Origin of the sequence: Mucilaginibacter litoreus (assembly GCF_042676805.1) — a bacterium.
Classification (GTDB): Bacteria; Bacteroidota; Bacteroidia; order Sphingobacteriales; family Sphingobacteriaceae; genus Mucilaginibacter; species Mucilaginibacter litoreus.
Window position 1 is genome coordinate 509,013 of sequence record NZ_JBHTHZ010000002.1, and the last position, 18,788, is coordinate 527,800.

The window sequence follows — 18,788 nt, forward strand, 5'->3', positions numbered from 1 at the left end:
AGTAAAACATGAAAACCATATTAAAAAAATATATACTGCCAGCAGCATTGCTGCTTTCAGTAACGGGTTGTAAAAAAAGCTTTGACGAGCTTACCCAAAACACAAACCTGCCCAGCAGCGTTCCGGCATCATTGCTCTTCAACGGAGTGCTGAACGATATTGCCGAGTTACCCGATGGCCAAAAAGAGGTATATGATCAATATTACCTTTACAATTATGACTATTATGGCAATAACCGTTACGACTTTGGCGGCGGCGACGATTATTACACTACATTAAAAAACGTAGTAGCTATGGAGAAACAGGCCGCCGCTACAGGTGGTGCCGCTATCAACCCGTATGAGGCGCTTGGTAAATTTTTCAAAGCATACCTGTTCAGTAAAATGAGTTTGGAAATGGGCGATATCCCAATGACCGACGCCCTGAAAGGTTTGGACAATTTAGAGCCAAAATATGATACTCAGAAAACGGTTATGCTGCAATCATTGGAATGGCTGGAAAGCGCAAATAGCGATCTGGGCCAGCTAATAGCAAAACCTAATGATTTTGGTACAGGCCAGGGCGCTACCTTAGCTAACGATATTTACTTTGGCAATAACCTTAAACAATGGCAAAAAACCGTAAATGCCTTGAATATTCGCCTGCTTGTACATCTGAGCAAAAAAACATCTGATGCCGACCTGAAAATCGCTGAGCGTTTTGCAGCAATTATAAATAACCCTGCAAAGTATCCGTTAATGGAAGGCAACGGAGATAATATGCAATATACATTTGTAGCGCCAACTAATTTTTACCCCATGAACCCGAATAACTTCGGGCAAAGCGGCTCTCGTAAGAATATGTCTTCAACCTACGTAGGTTTGTTAACTCAGCTTAAAGACCCGCGCGTTTACGTCACTGCCGAGCCGGCACGCGACCTGGTTGATAAGAAAAAACAAAGCCCTACCGATTTTTCATCTTTTGTTGGTGCCGACCCGGGAGAAGACCTTGGTGATATGTATAATAATGCAGGCTTGCAAAAGTATTCATTCATAAACCGTAAGCATTTTTATTCAACTTATACCGGCGAGCCAAGCATCCAGATTGGCTACCCTGAGTTGATGTTCAATATTGCCGAGGGTATTAACAGGGGATGGGCGAGCGGCAATGCCGAAGCGTATTACATGAACGGTATAAAAGCTTCTATGGCATCTTATGGCATCCCTGAAACAGGCGGCTTCAGCGCGTACTTTTATCGCCCTGGTTCTACAGACGTAAAGGTTGAAAGCAACTACGATACTTACCCGATAGGTTTTACTTTTAATACTTACTATAACCAGGCAAATGTTAAGTATACAAATGACGCGGCTGGATTAACCAAGATCCTCAGGCAAAAGTACATCGCGTTGTTCCGCCACTCAGGGCTGGAAGCATACTTCAATTATCGCCGTACAGGTGTGCCCGAGTTTACAACCGGCCCGGGTACCGGTAACAGCTCGCGTATAGCGCAACGTTTCAAGTATCATGATGCCGAACGTACTGCCAATGCTGCTAATTACCAAAGCGCTTTACAGTCGCAGTTTAATGGTAACGATGATATTAACGGGGTTATGTGGATACTTAAATAGTGATTTAATGATAGCGGCCGTTAGCAATAACGGCCGTTTTTTTTATCTATCGATATGAGAAAAATTATTTTATTGCTGGCGTGTGTTGCCCTTGCATCAGTTGCAGGCGCCCAGCAAACTAAAACACGAAATATTATTATTGTAACCCTTGACGGCATGCGCTGGCAGGATGTTTTCCGCGGTGCGGATTCCGCGCTTATCAATTCCAAATTCACAAATGATAAGGAGGCGGTTAAAAAGAAATTCTGGGCAGAAAGTGCTGCTGAGCGCCGTAAAACATTATTCCCGTTCTTATGGTCGGTTGTTAGCAGTAAAGGACAGATATATGGTAACCGCGATATAGGTAATAAAGATGAAGTAGCTAACCCGTACAAATTTTCTTACCCGGGCTATAATGAGATATTTACCGGTTTCCCTGATGTGCGGATGAACACCAACGACCCTGTTACCAATCCAAACATGAATGTGCTGGAATTTATTAACAAGCAGAAAGGCTTTGAGGGTAAAGTAGTAGCATTTTCATCGTGGGAGCGCTTTCCGCAGATATTGAATATAGGGCGCTCCGGCTTGCCGGTTTATTCCGGGTATGCGGACGTGAAAAATGCTGATGCTAATGCCAGGTTAAAGTACCTTAATGAGCTGCAGCATGATACACCTAAATATCTTGGCGACTCTACACGCTCTGATTTTATTACTTATGAGTTTAGCAAAGAATATCTGAAACAGTATAAACCACGTGTGCTTTATATGGCTTTTGATGAAACCGATGATATGGCGCATGATGGGAACTACAAAACATACCTGGAGCGTGCGCAGCAGGAAGATGGTTTTATTAAAACCCTGTGGGAGATAGTACAAAAAGACCCGGTGTATAAAGACAAAACAACGTTATTAATTACTTGCGACCATGGCAGGGGCGAGCAGCCCATTGATACCTGGCGCAGCCATGGCGCCGAAGTAAAAGGCTCGGAGCAAACCTGGTTTGCCGTTATTGGCCCCGATACCCCGCCGCTTGGAGAAGTAAAGACAGCAACCACAACTTACCATAAGCAATTGGCGCAAACAATAGCCTTATTGCTTGGCTTTGATTTTGAAAAAAATGCAGGCCATGAGGTTGGTGACGCTATAAAGACGGTTTTAAAGTAAAGCTATAAAGAGGCTGCTTCAAAAAGAGCAGTCTCTTTAAAAATTAAAATTACTTTTTGGTAGCGCACATTTTAGTTGTCTTTTTCGTAAGCTTGCTTTTAAGTTACGCACTGACTGCATGATATTTAGTTTTTCAGCTACGCCGGATTTTGACTTCCTTACAAGGTTTGCTCAATATATACAAGCGCCGGTACGCAACGATCTGCTGGTTATACCGGAGCGACTGGGTGAAGGTTACATACGGAAACTTTCCTTTAATCAAGAGTTTAAGATAACGTTGCACCGATATACACTTCAGGAAGATCTGATCATTAAAAGAAATGCATCCGGGCTTGGCAACGAATTGATCACTATCTTTTTTTACAGTAATGAACAGGCGCTTGGTATCGCGTTTAATGATAGTCCGCCTGTGCTTTTTTCTCAGCGGGACGACTCGGCTATCCAGGTCACGTCTAACGATCTTAGTTCAACCATACGTTTTCCGGCGAATCATCACGTACATTATGTGGTTGTAGCTATCTCACCCGCTTACCTGACTGCTTTGCTGGCCATTGATAACAGCAATTCCACCATCAGGACGATTACCGGCAGTGGCAATTCCTTTATTTTTTTTGAAAGCATGGCTGCCGAGACAAAGCTGCTGCTTAAAAATATAGCCGCAGTAAATATGAATGACAACCTGAGCCACTTTTACATGCAGATCAAGGTACAGGAACTGCTTTACCTGCTTTTTCATCAACTGGCCGCGCGGGAAAGCAATGTACACCAGAGTATAAACAGTGCAGATGCCGAACGGTTATTGTATATTCGCAACGAAATGCTCAACGACCTGAGCGTGCCGCCGGTGTTGAGTGAGCTGGCGCAGATAGCTGCCATGAGCGAAACCAAACTAAAGCAGCTGTTTAAGCAAACCTTTGGGGATACCATTTATAATTATTATCAGCAGGCACGTATGGAAGAGGCCGCCTTCATGCTAAAGCAGGGTAAGCGCTCTGTTGCAGAGGTAGGTTATGAATTAGGTTTTTCAAACCTCAGCCACTTTAGCAGGCTTTTTGAAAAACATTACGGTCTTAACCCAAAGCGCTTTTCTACTCAAGCTTGATAAAGCTTTCACCGGATAGGACTGATTTTACGTCTTTTGGCGCTATTATCAGCTGCTAATTAAGCTCAACTTTGCTATGTCAATCAAAACATAGTAAAATGAAAAAGTTATTCATGCCGTACAATAACGGCACATTGCAATTAAAAAATCATATTGTTATGGCCCCCATGACCCGAAGCAGGGCTTTGGGCAACCTGCCTAACGAGTTGATGGCTACCTATTACAAACAGCGCTCAGGCGCCGGCCTGATTATTACCGAAGGAACCTCGCCAAGCCCTGAGGGTTTAGGTTATCCGCGTGTTCCCGGTATTTTTTCGCAGCAACAGGTTGAAGGCTGGAAAGCAGTAACCGCGGCCATACATGAAGGCGGCTCCAAAACATTTCTGCAGTTAATGCATACCGGCCGCGTTGCCCACAGCTCTAATTTGCCTCAAGGTCACCAAGTGGTTGGTTTGTCTGGCATTAAAGCAGCAGGTGAGATATATACTGATACCGGCATGCAGGAATACTCCGCGCCCGTTGCGTTAGATGCAGAAGGCATAGCCCGCATTATAAAAGATCATGTTAAGGCTGCCCAAAATGCAATAGCAGCAGGTTTTGACGGGGTAGAACTGCATGGCGCCCACGGCTACCTGCTGGAGCAATCTTTAAACCCACAAGTTAATAACCGCACAGATAATTATGGTGGGTCGATAGAAAACCGTAGTCGTTTAACACTGGAGATCGCCCAAAAAATCGCTGAAACTATTGGTGCTGAAAAACTTGGCCTGCGAATTTCACCGTTCCTAACGTCGAACGATATGCCGGCTTATGAAGAGGCGGAGGTACACCAAACATACGTTCACCTGGCCAGCGAACTGAACCGCATAGGTATCGCTTACCTTCATATTTCTGACAATCCCGGCATACCTGCAAAAACACATCAGGCCATACGCAATGCCTTTACTAATACCATCATATATTGTAACGGACTAACAGCAGAAACTGCCGAAGAAAAATTACAATCGGGTATGGCAGATCTGGTAGCCTTTGGTAGAAGCTTTTTGGCCAACCCTGATTTCATACGGAGGATAGAAAAAAACGAAACCCTAAACGAGCCGGATTATAATACCCTTTATACTCCCGGCGAGCAAGGTTACACTGATTATCCGGTATTAAATTAATCAGTATCATTCAAAAAACGCAATATAGCTGTCATTACAAACAGCTTATCACCACTTTCAATATTTAATAAAATGAAAATTACAACAACAGGCTCATTAGGTAATGTAGCCAAACCATTAGTAAAAAAACTGATCGCCGGCGGTCATGAGGTAACAGTGATCACTACCAAGGCAGACCGTAAAGAAGAAATTGAAGCACTGGGCGCAAAAGCGGCCGTAGGTTCCATTAGCGACCCTGCTTTTCTTATCCAGGCCTTTAAAGGTGCTGATGCGGTTTATGCCATGATGCCACCCTCAATGGGTGCCACCAATTTGATACAGAATATTGCAGATGCAGGGCAGGCTTATGCACAGGCCATTAAAGCAGCGGGTGTACAAAGGGTTGTGATGCTGAGCAGCGTTGGTGCCGATGCACCTGAAGGAACAGGCCCTGTACAAGGCGTGCACCGTGTAGAACAAATTTTACAGCAGTTGGACGGTGTTAATGTTACCGTTCTAAGGTCAGGGTTTTTCTACGTTAATTTCTTAAGGGATATCCCACTGATCAAAAGCAAGGGGATCTTTGGCAATAATTATAGCGGCGATGACCAGTTAGCCTTCACACATCCACAAGACCTTTCGGCCGCTATTGCAGCGGAATTACAGGCCGAAGGGAATGGCTTTGAGGTAAAGTATATTGTAAGCGATATATCTACCGGGAATAAGATCGCTGCTTTGTTTGGCCGGGCGATAGGCAAACCGGAACTAACCTGGACCAACATCCCCGACGAGCAGCTAAAACAAGGCATGTTGTCTGCGGGCCTTCCGCCCGAATTGGTTGGCCTGATCACTGAAATGGGGCAGGGTGTAAGGGCTGGTATTATTACGAAGGACTTTTTTGACACTGGCGCGCCGGTAACCGGCCATATTAAACTGGAACAATTTGCCGAAGAGTTTAAAGCGGCTTATCAGAAAAATTGATCGATAAGTTTTGTGGTTATTTAATTGATGTTCTTTATTTCTGTTACAACTCTCCTTGATTTGGTTACAAAGTTAAAAAGCCGGATGCCGAAGTTTGCTTTATTAATTACAAATCATGGAAACTATGGAAAATCAGATTGAGTCAACTGCAAACAATCAGCTTATTGCTCTTGTAACCGGCGCTAATCAGGGTGTTGGCAATGAAATTGCCAAGGCGCTCGCGGCCAACGGCTATATCGTGTATGTGGGTTCGCGCAAACTGGAGAACGGAGAAAAGGCGGCTGCAGAAATAGGCGAGAATGCAAGGGCCATTCAACTGGATGTAACGCAGCAACAGAGCATTACCGCAGCAGCAGAACGCATAACAAATGAATATGGCCGCCTGGACCTGCTGGTTAATAACGCCGGTATATCACATGGCGGTACATCACCAAAAAGCCCGGAGGAGCTGATGAGCACAGGGCGCGCAGTAAACGTGTCACTGGATGAAGTTCGCACGGTTTGGGAAACCAATGTGTTCGGCGTTATTGCCGTTACCCAGGCAATGCTGCCGTTGTTAAGAAAATCAACCGCGGCGCGTATTGTAAATGTATCCAGTGGATTAGGTTCACTCACCTGGATATCTGACCCGGAATGCTGGGCAAGGGAACATTTCGGCATTGTTTACGCAGCCTCTAAAACTGCCCTTAATGCGGTTACAGTAGCTTTTGCCTTGGAACTTGAAAAAGAAAACATCAAGGTAAACGCTACCAGCCCCGGTTATACTGCTACGGCGTTAAACAATTTCCAGGGTACAGACAGCCTGGAAGTGGGCTCGCGCGAGCCGGTACGTGTAGCCCTGGATACAGATGGCCCAACCGGCGGCTTTACCGGACCAGAAGGACCGCTGCCCTGGTAATAACTTTATCAATACCCAAGTAAGCGTATCTTAAATTTAATTATGACCGGCAACTGAAACAGCTTCCGGTCATACTTATTATCTTACACTATGAAAAACGACGCCCCAAAACTTGTTAAAGTGGAATCTGTAACAGAGATACACCGTATGCTGGAAATTCCGGGGCCTGTACATCCGCTCATCACTTTGCTGGATACCAGGCAGGAGAACGTTAACCTGACCCGGTTGCCTGTTAGCTATGTAACTACACTCTATAAAATTTCTTTTATAAATAAGTTAGGCGGCAAATTCAGGTACGGCCAGGGCTATTATGACTTTGATGAGGGAAGTATGGTTTTTACAGCGCCTAATCAGATTGTAGGAAGTACAGCCATCTACAAGGGGAACGAGGGTTATTCACTTATTTTTCATCAGGATTTCCTGCAAGGTTATCCGCTCGCGGCTAAGATCAAACAATATGGCTTCTTTTCTTATGCCTCTAATGAGGCACTTCATCTCTCTGAGCAGGAGAGGTCGACAGTGTCATCTATCTTTAACATTATTCAGGAAGAATTGAATAGCCGGATAGATGATTTTAGCCAGGAAGTAGTGATAGCACAGATAGAATTATTGCTGAGTTATGCCAAACGCTTTTACAAACGTCAGTTTCTTACCCGGCAAACAGTATCCAGCAACCTGCTTGACCAATTTGAAAACCTGCTGAATACTTACTTTAAAGATGAAAAGCCGGTTAACCGGGGCGTGCCAACTGTACAATACCTGGCAGAGCAATTAAATTATACGCCCAATTATTTAAGTGATATGCTGCGTTCGCTTACAGGGCTCAGCGCGCAGCAGCATATTCATGAAAGGCTGATAGAAAAATCTAAAGAGCTGCTTTCTACTACCACGTTCACTATAAGTGAAGTGGCTTTTCAGTTAGGCTTTGAGCATTCACAGTCATTCAGCAGGCTTTTTAAAATGAGGACCAAGCTTTCGCCGGTACAATTCAGGCAAGCTCTTAATTAAGGGCTTTGACCCTGGCTTATCTTTAATATACTTTGAGGGTAGGTATATGAATTACCTATTTTCCGTTGGTAGCCGTTGGTATACATTACTGGATTTAGATCATCAATTTGTTTGGCTGCATAAATTTTTTATACATTAGTATAACCAATTACGCCGGATGAGTTATATACGCCTTATAAATGAGAAAGAACTGATGGAGAGCCTGCGAACCGGCAACCAGCAGGCTTTTGAGGATCTTTACAGGCATTATGTGGATGGCGTATTCCGTAAGATTCAATATCTCACCAAATCTGTAGAATTGGCGGAAGAACTTACTCAGGATGTTTTTTTGAAAATTTGGGAGCGACGGGCCGCTATTGACCCCGAAAGGTCCTTTGGTGCTTTTGTTCATCGCATTGCACAAAATCTGATTGTCGACTTATATCGCCGGATGGCACATGATAAAGCTTTACGGGAGCATTTGATCCGTTCAGTTGCTGAACTATACGATCCGGTGGGTGAAACGCTTGACAAGGAGTTGATCTATAAGGCGCTGGAGTCCTTGCCCGCTCAACGGAAAAAAATTATGGCAATGGTGAAGATAGAAGGCCGCTCTTACCAGGAGGTGGGAGACCTGCTTGGCATTTCAACATCAACCATTCGTGATCACGTTGTGAAAGGAACTAAAAGCCTCAGAGCATATTTTATGGAAAACGAATTGACCTTAATGCTGCTTGTTGCGGCCATAATAGCCACAGGAGTAAAAAAATAAATTATTCCCGGGAGCAGACCTTATTCTTTTTTCATTCGTACTCTTGAAAAATCCTAACAAAATTGGCTTCAAGAGAAAACCTGAACGAGCTTTACAAGCGGTTTTTACAAAACGAATGTAGTCCTGAGGATATTCGTCTGTTGACGGAATTATTCGGCGACGCTGACAACGATACACTTCATGCCATTGTTCAAAAGCAATTGAATGACCCATTTGCCATTACCCCACATGGCAGTGATTATAGCGAGCGGTATGATCGTATTCTCAACAACCTCAGGTTACAATTAAAGCCTGAGAAACGCGTAATTAAACTATGGCCGAAAATTGGTGTCGCGGCGAGTATTATTTTTTTGATTGGAATTGGCAGTTACATTTTTTTACGCCAACCTGCATCCCATCCGTTTATAGCCAGGCACACGCAACCTACCGAAATAAAGCCCGGAAGCGATAAAGCATATTTAACATTATCAGACGGACAAAGTATTTATTTAACCCAGCAGCGCTCTGGCATTATTGGCAATGATGGTGGAAAGGATATTGTAAAATCTCCTGACGAAAAGATAGAATATGTTGATCGGCATGGTTTGCATAATTCGCAAAATATTGCTTTTAATACTCTGCGAACGCCAAACGGTGGCCACTACAAACTGGTTTTGGCAGACGGTACAAAGGTTTGGTTAAACGCGGCATCTCAGTTAAAGTATCCTGCTAATTTTAGATATCTAAAAGAGCGCAAAATTGAACTTAGTGGCGAAGCTTATTTTGAAGTGGCCAAAGATGCACGCCATCCATTTATTGTGCAGACAGATGACCAGCAGATTAAGGTATTAGGCACACACTTTAATGTAAACGCTTATCATGATGATGGCGGGAGTAAAACCACTTTACTGGAAGGTAGCATCAGGGCTGCCACTCTGAAGGAACAAGCCCTTATAAAACCAGGCCAACAGGTTGTTAGTGATCTTAATGGAGTATTAAAAGTTCAGGATACCGATACTGAATTTGCTGTGGCATGGAAGAATGATCAGTTCATGTTTGAAAGTGAGCCTGTCAAACCCTTAATGAAATCGATAGCAAGGTGGTACGATGTAGAAGTGATCTACAGCAAGGATGCGCCTGATGTGCGCTTTAATGGTGCAATTTCAAAATTTGAGAATATTTCGGCTGTGCTTAAAATACTTGAAAAAACCGGGAAGATACATTTCGAGTTAAGTGGCCGCAAAGTGTATGTAACAAAATAAAATGATTAAAACCATGATAAACCAACCTTTTAAACTTAAGAAGAGAATGAAAAAAGAATTACTATAGATCAGTCTTAATGAACCAGGGCCCGATCAGATCGGACCCTGGATGCCGTTTGGCGCAATTTACTTTATTCAACTGTTTAACCGCAACTGCCTTCGCCTGGAAAGTAAGGGCATGTTGCATCACCAAACAAAACAAATGTATAGAATTTATACCATTCAAACCGGTATAGCCGGAAGGCTATTACCTAAACTATGGCTGATTATGAGACTTACAATCATTATCATGATTGTCTCTTTCGTGCAGGTGAGCGCCAACTCATTAGCACAGAGGATAACCATTAATCAAACAAATAAAAAGCTGATCAGTGTGCTGAGGGATGTGAGAAAGCAAAGCGGCTATAATTTTGTTATAACAGACGATCAGGTAGATATAAGCAAGCCTGTTACATTAAACGTATCTGATGCCGGCCTGCTTGAAGTGCTTGATGAACTATTCAGATCACAGCCCCTGGGTTATAAAATTGATAACAAGACCATCGTTGTTTCCAACAAAACAACAGCTTTACAAAATGGGCTTTTATCCGCTAAATCAAATGCTGTTGAAATACGGGGTGTAGTAACCGATGAAAAGCATGAGCCAATGCCGGGCGTTACTGTTAAGCACAAAGAAAGCGGAACCGCTGTTTCAACCAACGTAAAAGGCGAGTACAGTATTAAATTACCGGATGCGTACGGAACTTTGGTATTTTCTTTTTTAGGTTACCAAAACCAGGAAGTTGTTGTAAATAACCAAACCAATATTAACATTACCCTTAACCCGGTAGCCAGCAGCCTTAACGAGGTGGTTGTAATTGGATATGGTACGCGTAGAAAAGAAGCCGACTTAACTGGCGCAGTAGCACGTGTTAACGGCGATAAACTTCAAAACCGGCCGGTTACCGGAACCTTGGATGCTTTACAAGGCATGATTCCGGGTGTTAGTGTTTCCCGTTCGGGCGGTCAGCCCGGGCAGCAGGGATTTGCACTTGCCATACGCGGATCATCTTCTATTAATGGCAATGTCCCACTTGTATTGATTGATGGCATACCGAGCGACCTCAACCTTATCAATCCGGAGGACATCCAGGACGTTACTGTACTGAAAGACGCAACAGCTGCGATATACGGCGCACGTGCTGCAGACGGTGTAATATTAGTTACCACCAAAAGGGGTAAACGGTCTGGCGCACCAACCGTAAGCTATGGGTTTAATTTGGCGGTAAAGAAAGTTGGTTTAAGAAAAAAGGCGGCTACTACAGACCATTTTGTCCGGATGTTTAATGAAGCGAATAAAAACGATGGCGAAAAACAAACTTTTTCAGACTCGACGCTGATGAAAATTGCGGCCAATGACCCGGGTGTCGGGCCTGGTGAAAACCGAAGCGTTGAATCCTTCCCAATGTTTTATCAAAACCATGACTGGTACGGCAGGCTGTTTAAAACTGCGTACCGCCCAACGCATAATATCAGCGTGTCTGGAGGCGGAGAAAATTCGTCCTACCTGATATCTTTTGGCGATATGCGCGACAATGGCAATATTTCTGAGGGGATAAATAAATCTGTACGTGATAATCTTCGTATCGCGCTCCAAAGTAACATTACCAACAATCTGAAGCTGGAACTGACCACTGCGTACGACTACCTGAACACACGTATGCCTTCACAGTTACATGATGCGATAAGCAATGGTTTAAAAATGTTCTCTTATTTGCCAGAAAAAAATCCGGCAGGAAATTATTACGGTTACCAGGGTTATGAAAACCCGGTGCAGGAACTGATTAAAGGCGGTAATGAAACTTTGACGAACAACCGTTGGAGCAATAACGTTAAGCTGGATTTTGAGCCGATAAAGAACCTGGTATGGACAGGCCAGGTAGGCATTAACCTTGAGCGCATGGACAATGACGCCAACTACCAGACTAACACTGAATATAACTGGGACAATACACCGAATTTACTGATACGTAATAACCCTAACAGGGCCACATTCAGAAACTCAAGTACTGTTTATAAAAACTACAGCACCTATGTTAACTATTCAAAAGCATTTGGTTTGCATGAGTTGAAGGCTATGGTTGGCGCTTCGCAGGAAAAATTTACGCAGGATTCAAGATATATCCAGGGACAGGATTTTTTCAGTAATGAAATTTTTACGCTGCCTTTGTCTGATAACAGAAACCTGCGGGCCGGAGATGCCAGGGATTGGAACCGCGATCCATGGGCTTTGCAATCCTACTTTGGCCGTGTAGGCTATTCTTTTGCAGGGAGGTACTATTTAGAAGGCACGCTGCGTAAAGACGGCAGTTCAAAATTCTCGCCAGACAAACGCTGGAGCGCAATCTATCCGAGTATTTCTGCCGCATGGAAGATCTCGGAAGAATCATTTTTTAAACAACTCTTTACTAATGATCAGGTCAACCTTTTCAAGGTTCGCGCATCATGGGGCAAAACCGGTAATCAGGATATTTCCCAGTTAGGGCTATTTGATTATGTACAGTTGATCAACGTCTTCGGCCAGTACCCAATTGACGGAGCATCGGCCGCAAGGCTGGCTGCGCTTAAAGGCCTTTCATCGCCTTTGCGTACATGGGAAACCATAGAGACGAAAAATATTGGCTTAGACGTAGCCCTTTTTGCATCTAAATTGTCCTTATCGTTTGATCTGTACAGAAAGACCAACAACAATATGTTGGTAAGTGTTACCTATCCAACAACATTGGGCGCTGCTGCACCTTCATCAAATGCCGGAACGCTTAAAGGAAAAGGATGGGAATTCAATGGCCAGTGGAACGATAAGATCGGCGATTTCAGATATAACATAGGGGCAATCTTAAACTACAACACAAATGTCGTTTCTGATCTGAAAGGTAATGATAACTATAACCTTGGCCTTACGCAGGCCAGGCAGGGTTACCCGCTCAACTCTTATTTCGGGTTCAAGGGTACCGTTATCAGGAATCAGGCAGAACTTGATGCTTATGCTGCTAAATACGCCGGGAAGGGCATAGTGCCTTCTGCACAGCCTAACGGATATGGCGGTTTAGGCATTGGTGATGTAATGTATGAGGATATTGATGGTGACGGGCAGATCACTGTTTACGGCGATAAATCAAAAGGTCTTAGCGGCGACGCGGTGTACTTAGGTTCCCAGATCCCGAAACTAACCTATAGCTTAACCGGTGGGTTTGCCTATAAAGGCTTCGACATGAGCTTTATTATGCAGGGAACGGGTAACAAGTATGTATGGAGAGGTAACGGCAACTTTGGTGTGCCCTTAGCGCATTTCTGGTTCCAGCCGCTGGACTATTTCTATGGCAGAACCTTTACTCCAGAAAATGCATCGGCCCAGTATCCCCGCTTATCTAACAACGAAACCGTTAAAAATAACAACTACCAGTTTTCTTCATTGTGGCTGGAAAATACCCGATACCTGAGGATGAAGAACATCACCGTTGGGTATACCTTTAACAACCTTAAAGTTGCGCATCTTAAAGTGCGTAGCATCAGGCTATACGTTAGCGGGCAGGATTTATTTGAATTTGCTAAGGGCACCTGGAATGGCATGTATGATCCTGAAGAAACCCGCGTGCCAACTATATCTGATGATGCGGGTAATACAGATTTCTATGAAAACAACTACCCAATGTACAGGACTATCTCTGTAGGCCTAAATGTTAAATTTTAATTCCATTAGCGATGAAAATACTTAAAATTTCAAGCATAATTATACTGGTCCTTACAGTTTCGGCTTGTAAAAAATTCCTGGACCTTAAACCGCAATCAGACATCTCTGATTTCGCTTACTGGCAAACTGCTAATGATTACCGTTTGGCAGCGAACTGGTTTTACGATTATTCGCTGGATGACCCGCATTACAGCGGCGCTTACATGAACGATAACAATTCAGATATCGCGTTTGGAGCAGAGGTAAATACTATAAGCTCCGGTAAGTATGTGGCCCCGGAACAGGATGATAACTGGGACAACAGTTATGCAGCTATCCGTAATGCAAATAAACTGATAGAACAGGGTACGGCATCGGCTATAAAAAACGATATTAAACCGTTTTTGGGTGAAGGCTATTTTTTTCGTGCATACAGTTATTTCCGCCTTTTAGACCTATACGGGGGAGTGCCTATTATCGATAAGGTGCTGCAACCCAATGACCCCTTGGTATTTAGCGCCCGTGCCACACGCGAAGAAGTGGTTAACTTTATCATAGCTGATCTTAACACCGCCATAGCAAACCTGCCGGTGAAAGCCAGTGCAGAAAAAGGACGGATCAGTAAGGAAGCTGCTCAAGCTTTCAAAGCCAGGGTGTGTTTGTTTGAGGGTACCTGGAGGAAATTTCATGTTACCGGTGATGCAAACGATTTGCTGGATCAGGCGATTACAGAATCAAAAAATGTGATCAATAGCGGAGCCTTCTCATTAAACACGATGAGAAGCGATTCGAGCTACCGTTTGATGTTTATCGACAATTACAGCATGGATAACCCAGAGACCATAGTGTCAAAAAAATACCGCACAAATATCAACGTAAACGGCTGGGCTTACGGCGTTTCCTGGGGTAATCTAAATCCAACTAAAGCCGCTGCAGACATGTACCTCTGCAAAGATGGTTTACCTGTTGATAAATCTCCGTTGTTCAGAGGGTATGATTCCGCACGCACCGAATTCAGGAACCGTGATCCGCGTATGACACAGTCGCTGATATTACCTGCTATCAAAATTATCCGCCCGCAATACGATAAGTATCGCCCGCAGTGGCCGGGGGTTGATAATAATCGTAACGTTAATTCTGGCTATATGCTGTACAAGTTTATATCTCAAATGGCTACGCCCGGAGATGGCGGCGGCGCATTCGATTGGAACGTCATCCGCTATGGAGAGGTTTTGGCAATTTATGCCGAGGCAACTTATGAACGTAATGGATCAATATCCGATGCAGACCTTGACATGTCTATCAATTTACTGCGGGATCGGGTTCATATGCCCCACCTCACCAATGCACTGGTCAGTGCCAATGGCCTTGACATGCGGAACGAAATTCGACGCGAACGAACAGTGGAATTGGCCTTTGAGGGTTTCCGTTGGGATGACCTGCGCAGGTGGAAAACTGCCGAAACAGTGTTGCCAAAGTCTGTATTGAGCGTAAAAGTAACCGGTTCTGAGTGGTCAAAAAAAGTGGTTACGCTGGATGGTGCAAACTATAACAGTTATTTTTATAATACGCCCGCAGCACAACTTGAAAATGGCTTTAAGGTATTGCAACCAGGTTCGCAACGGGCTTTTGATGTAAACAAAAATTACCTGCTGCCAATACCAACCAAACAGATATCGCTAAATCCGGATAAGCTTAAACAAAACCCGGGATGGTAAATCTGTGATTACTTGATATTTTTTTTAAATTTTACTTAACAGGCTGCAAGGTAATAGTTATCTGGCAGCCTGTTATAAACACAAAGCAGTACTATAGCACACCTAAATAAAAAAGATGAATAGACGATCTTTTGTAAAAAATACCTGTTTAACGGGCGCAGGGCTATTAGCAGGTGCTCAGGTGCTTGACGCCACACCGATGCGTATGCTTGCACCAACCCAGCTTATGGGGGGGCGGTTTGTCACCCTTTGTATCATGATCCGGACTACCCCCTGGGAAGTATCCAGAGATGTGAAACTACACCCGCGGGATGAGGAAAAATGGCATACGCTGGAAGGTGTCAGGAATCTTAGGGAGGCGTTCGGCGCCAATAATCCTGATGGCAGGTTAACCTGGGGCTTTACATTGAATGCATTGGAAGATAAGCGCGAAAATTACAAACAGATCAGAGCGTACGCGGCCCACTGCCAGGCTAAATACGGTGATGAGGTAACAGTATTTCCAGGTTATTTCCCGGCAATGTACCTGCCGCCTGCACGTATCAATAAAGAGCTGTCTGAAGCGTTGCAGATCATTGCGGACTTTGTTGGAAAGGGTTATAAGCCACAATCTGTCATCGGTGGTTTTTTACCAGCAGAGTCATTAAAGTATTTGGCTGAGAAGGAAGATATACATGTAGCCCAGGCAGTAATATGGAGCCAGCACAATATTGACGGAGGTGGAGCAGATGGGTCGCCATCGTATCCGTACTACCCGTCTACCGAACATTTTTGCAAGCCCGGGCAAAATAAAAATGACCTGATAGACTGTGTGAACCTGGATGGATGGTCGATGGATTTTATATGCGCACGGCAAAGCGGGCAAACCGGCCATGAAATTACTGGTTATAACAGCCGGAGAGGTGTAGGGCCGATAGAGACTTACAAGGGCTGGGGGTTGGAATTGGGGCACATGGAAGTGATGCATACGCAATCGATACATTTTGACAAAGGCTTGGAGTTGAATGGCTTTGGATGGGTGCCTAATATATGGGAGGCACAAATGGTGTACGAGTTCGGAATGGATTTTATTTGCAGTGCCATGAAGAAATGGGTGACGGATACACTAAAGCGCTGGCCCGACACCAAATGGGTGAGTTTTGGAGAATTTGGGAATATATGGCGTAAACATTATAAAAACAATGATGATTACAATTACCGGTTTGTAGAGCGTGGCTGCGGCCTGGGTGATTCCTATAATAACCTGGAGATACACTGGTTCATGAACAAGGCATTCAGGCTGGCCCTGCTGCGCGATTGGCATCACCGGACACCAGAAATGGTAATTGATTTTACCCGATATGATCTGACTGTGCACGAACCAACGGGTGCAAGGCCGGATAGGCCCGTTAAAGATTGGAGCCTGATCAACCGGATCAATCAAAAGGGGCTGAGACCGCAGGATAAACCGGTATTACTGAAAGAACTGACAGATTCTGAACAGGCACTGATTTATAAATACTGCCCTGAGCTAAGAGCTTAAATTTTAAGCTGGTTCATGTTTCTAAAACATTCAAATAAAAGTATTCAAGAGTTAATAAAAAGATCGAATAAAGGTATTATTGCCGGTAAACTCTTATTAACCTTTTGATTTTGAAAAAATGAATATCCTGAATAATATCGCCTCTAAAGGCACCTGTTTCTTAGTTCTAAATCTTTTATTATGTGTTCATGGCTTCGCCCAGGACGCTAAATTGCCAACCCGCTGGACCGAGCAAGCCCAAAAGGCCGAAGTGCCGCTTAATGAATACCCCCGACCACAAATGCAACGTACCGAATGGCTTTGTTTAAATGGCAGATGGGATTATAAAGGTGGTAAATCTGTACCTAAGGCTTTAAACCCACAAACTGCAGCCTCGTTTGAGGATGGAGGCCAAAAAATACTGGTGCCTTATTGCCCCGAGTCATTCCTATCTGGTGTGCAGAAAAAACAGGAGATCAACCTATGGTACCGCAGAACGTTTGAAGTGCCGGCAGCATGGAGAGGCAAGGATGTGTTGTTAAATTTTGGCGCAGTTGACCATGATGCTACTGTATTTATAAATGGTAAAAAAGCCGGAAGCCACTCTGGCGGGTATGATGCTTTCAGTATTAATATTACGCCTTACCTGGTAAAGGGCAAAAACACTTTAATAGTTGCAGCTTATGATCCAAATGATGGCAGGGCCCCATCTGGCAAAAACGGTCCGCGTGGCGATTATACCTTCAGCTCGGGCATCTGGCAAACAGTTTGGCTGGAGCCTGTTTCAGCCACGCATATTACAAACATTAAGTTGCTGCCTGATGTAGATGGTAAGCGTTTAAAAGTATTGGTAAACAGCAGCACAAAGGGCTGCATAACCGCCACAGCGTTAAGCGGTACAAAGCAAATATCTCAGGCTAAAGCTGCCGCGGGTACTTATTTTTATTTACCTATAGAAAAGCCGGAACTCTGGTCGCCGGAAAATCCTTTTTTATACGACCTGAAAATTACCCTTAATAATAGTAATGGCACCGTTGCCGATGAAGTGACCAGCTACTTCGGGATGCGGGATATTAAGCTGGCTAAGCTGAATGGCGTTGTTCGCCCATTTATTAATGGCAGGTTTATGATGCAGTTAGGCCTGCTTGACCAGGGTTATTGGCCGGATGGCGTACTCACAGCCCCAACCGAAGAAGCTTTGAAGTTTGATATCGAGTATACTAAAAACGCGGGTTATAACCTCATCCGCAAACACATGAAGACCGAGCCGCAGCGTTTTTATTATTGGGCGGATAAAATGGGTTTATTGGTTTGGCAGGATATGCCGGCTATTTGGTATCAAAATGAGGATACCCTTGTTAATCGACGGGTATTCCGTAAAGAGCTAAAGGCAATAATTGATGATCATTATAACTCACCATCCATCATTACATGGGTTCCGTTTAACGAGAATTGGGGAGCCTTTGATGTGAAGAGTATTACCGCCTGGCTGAAGCAATACGATCCATCACGGTTGGTGAATGGTAACTCTGGCTTTAATAATAATCCCGATTATCAAAAAGCTTACGGTGACCCCGGGAATGGTGACTATGTAGACACACATATTTATGTTGGCCCATACGGTGCATCTGTGCCCGACGGTAAGCGGGCCGCATCTTTAGGCGAATTTGGTGGAGTGGGCCTTTTTGTAAGAAACCACATGTGGCCGGTTGAAAATAACGCTTACGATTATGAACCCACCTCATCCTCATTGACAGACAGATACGTTTTTCTGTTAGACCGTGTTGAACAGCTCATGAAATACAAAGGGCTTAGCGTGGCTATTTATACTCAAACCACCGATGTAGAACACGAGGTAAACGGCGTATTAACCTACGACCGCAAGGTTGAAAAAATGGAGACCAAACGCGTCAGGGAGGTCAACCAGGCCGTCATTCAATCATCGCAACACCTAAACTATTAACAGTACACTAATAAAGTTTTC

At 44.1% G+C, this 18,788-nt stretch carries 13 protein-coding genes; all 13 read left to right on the forward strand.

Annotation, left to right across the window (positions count from 1 at the left end; translation table 11 throughout):
* Positions 1–8 precede the first annotated feature (8 nt).
* The 13 genes from ACFQZX_RS05610 to ACFQZX_RS05670 all read left to right on the forward strand — a co-directional run bounded on the left by ACFQZX_RS05610 (position 9) and on the right by ACFQZX_RS05670 (position 18,767).
* Entirely contained in the window at positions 9–1,607 is a 1,599-nt protein-coding gene (locus tag ACFQZX_RS05610; protein ID WP_377112359.1) for a SusD/RagB family nutrient-binding outer membrane lipoprotein, read from the forward strand.
* Positions 1,608–1,661: 54 nt separating this feature from the next.
* Positions 1,662–2,753: a phosphoglyceromutase gene (locus ACFQZX_RS05615; protein ID WP_377112362.1), complete on the forward strand. Its 1,092-nt coding sequence runs from the start codon at positions 1,662–1,664 to the stop codon at positions 2,751–2,753.
* A gap of 118 nt (positions 2,754–2,871) precedes the next feature.
* Positions 2,872–3,855, forward strand: a complete 984-nt coding sequence (locus ACFQZX_RS05620) for a helix-turn-helix transcriptional regulator (RefSeq protein ID WP_377112365.1) — start codon at positions 2,872–2,874, stop codon at positions 3,853–3,855.
* Positions 3,856–3,953: 98 nt separating this feature from the next.
* The gene (locus ACFQZX_RS05625) at positions 3,954–5,018 is read left to right on the forward strand and encodes an alkene reductase (RefSeq protein ID WP_377112368.1); all 1,065 of its coding nucleotides are present in this window, start codon (positions 3,954–3,956) and stop codon (positions 5,016–5,018) included.
* 72 nt (positions 5,019–5,090) lie between these two features.
* A complete protein-coding gene (locus ACFQZX_RS05630; protein WP_377112371.1) occupies positions 5,091–5,978 on the forward strand; it encodes an NmrA family NAD(P)-binding protein in 888 nt (295 codons plus the stop codon).
* A gap of 124 nt (positions 5,979–6,102) precedes the next feature.
* Positions 6,103–6,876: an SDR family oxidoreductase gene (locus ACFQZX_RS05635; RefSeq protein WP_377112374.1), complete on the forward strand. Its 774-nt coding sequence runs from the start codon at positions 6,103–6,105 to the stop codon at positions 6,874–6,876.
* Between the two features lie 90 nt (positions 6,877–6,966).
* A complete protein-coding gene (locus ACFQZX_RS05640) occupies positions 6,967–7,884 on the forward strand; it encodes a helix-turn-helix domain-containing protein (RefSeq protein ID WP_377112376.1) in 918 nt (305 codons plus the stop codon).
* Between the two features lie 157 nt (positions 7,885–8,041).
* The gene (locus tag ACFQZX_RS05645; RefSeq protein WP_377112379.1) at positions 8,042–8,635 is read left to right on the forward strand and encodes an RNA polymerase sigma factor; all 594 of its coding nucleotides are present in this window, start codon (positions 8,042–8,044) and stop codon (positions 8,633–8,635) included.
* Between the two features lie 62 nt (positions 8,636–8,697).
* Positions 8,698–9,876, forward strand: coding sequence for a FecR family protein (locus ACFQZX_RS05650; protein ID WP_377112382.1), 1,179 nt, complete (start codon positions 8,698–8,700; stop codon positions 9,874–9,876).
* Between the two features lie 268 nt (positions 9,877–10,144).
* Positions 10,145–13,606 (forward strand): TonB-dependent receptor, encoded by a 3,462-nt coding sequence (locus ACFQZX_RS05655; protein ID WP_377112385.1) that lies wholly within the window; start codon positions 10,145–10,147, stop codon positions 13,604–13,606.
* A gap of 11 nt (positions 13,607–13,617) precedes the next feature.
* Entirely contained in the window at positions 13,618–15,303 is a 1,686-nt protein-coding gene (locus ACFQZX_RS05660; RefSeq protein ID WP_377112388.1) for a RagB/SusD family nutrient uptake outer membrane protein, read from the forward strand.
* A gap of 115 nt (positions 15,304–15,418) precedes the next feature.
* Positions 15,419–16,825: a DUF3863 domain-containing protein gene (locus tag ACFQZX_RS05665; RefSeq protein ID WP_377112391.1), complete on the forward strand. Its 1,407-nt coding sequence runs from the start codon at positions 15,419–15,421 to the stop codon at positions 16,823–16,825.
* Positions 16,826–16,943: 118 nt separating this feature from the next.
* Positions 16,944–18,767 carry a glycoside hydrolase family 2 protein gene (locus ACFQZX_RS05670; protein WP_377112394.1) on the forward strand — a complete coding sequence of 608 codons (1,824 nt, stop codon included), beginning with the start codon at positions 16,944–16,946 and terminating at the stop codon, positions 18,765–18,767.
* Positions 18,768–18,788: the final 21 nt, after the last annotated feature.